This window comes from Mesorhizobium sp. M7A.F.Ca.US.014.04.1.1, from assembly GCF_003998745.1.
GTDB classification, from domain to species: domain Bacteria; phylum Pseudomonadota; class Alphaproteobacteria; order Rhizobiales; family Rhizobiaceae; genus Mesorhizobium; species Mesorhizobium ciceri.
This window is the reverse complement of the sequence record NZ_RZRW01001106.1, coordinates 1-1,055: the sequence shown is the minus strand read 5'-3', so window position 1 is coordinate 1,055 and position 1,055 is coordinate 1. Positions and strand designations below refer to the sequence as shown.

At 61.1% G+C, this 1,055-nt stretch carries 2 protein-coding genes; one reads left to right on the top strand and one right to left on the bottom strand.

Annotated features, from left to right (window positions below; translation table 11 throughout):
- Positions 1–639, bottom strand: a 639-nt coding sequence (locus tag EOA22_RS34850; protein WP_245478777.1) for an NAD(P)-dependent oxidoreductase, incomplete at its 3' end; no start/stop codon positions are given.
- A gap of 155 nt (positions 640–794) precedes the next feature.
- Here EOA22_RS34850 and EOA22_RS34845 point away from each other — a divergent pair.
- Positions 795–1,055 (top strand): GntR family transcriptional regulator (locus EOA22_RS34845; RefSeq protein ID WP_164756233.1); only part of this gene is annotated, 261 nt, incomplete at its 3' end.

Below are 1,055 nucleotides of genomic sequence, written 5' to 3'. Positions count from 1 at the left end.
AGACAGGCTGTTGTTGGACTGGCCCCAGATGACTGAGCAATCGACACGATCCGCTTCGGCGCAACGCTCGATCAGGCGCACAAAATCGTCATGCGATATCCAGGTCGACAGGATCCTCTCGTCCGGAACCTCCGGCAGCACCGAGCCGATGCGGATCAACACGCTTTCCACCGCATGCTTGTCGAAGTAGAGCCGCGCCAGCATCTCGCCATAGGCTTTCGACAGGCCGTAATAGCCGTCCGGCCTGAGCAGGCAGTCCTGGTCAAGAATCTCGGTGCGCTCGTAAAGGCCGACCGCATGCACCGAAGATGGAAACACCACCCGCGCCTCCTCTCTGCGCGCCGCCTCATAGATGTGAAAACCGCCGCGAAGATTGGGGCCGAGCACGGTCTCGAAGGATTGCTCGGTGGAGATGCCGCCGAAATGCAGGATCAGGCCGCAGCCCTCTGCCAGATCGTTCACCGCCTGCTGGTCTTCGAGATCGGCGATGGCGAAGCTTGCGTTTGGCGGCAACGGGATCGGCAAGGGCACGACATCGGTCAGCCGCAAGGTCCAGCCGAGCGCCGCCAGCCTGGCCGAGAGCAGCCGTCCGATCGTGCCGGAGGCTCCGGTCAACAGCACCGGTTTTTGGGGGATCATCACGCCCTGTCCTTTCACTGAGACCGCGGACATGTTCGCGCGGCGCTGATAAGGCGAATGAAGATTGGTCGTGTCCAACGCGTCGCAAATGTCATCATATCACCGTATAAATAATGGGTTGCCAAGGACAGAGGTTCGTTTATTGCTTGATGGCGATGAAACGTTCCTTTGGCCTTCCCCCGCAGATCAGCCGCACGGCGCAGGTTGCCGACTGGTTTGCGCGCGAAATACGCGCCGGCCATATGACCAGCGGCGAGAAACTGCCGACCGAACAGGAACTGATCGCGCAATTCGGGGTCAGCCGCACGGTGATCCGGGAAGCCATGGCTTCCCTTCGATCGGAGGGCCTTGTCGTCAGCCGCCAGGGCTCCGGCGTGTTCGTCGCCGACCATGAGGCCAACACCACATTCCGCATC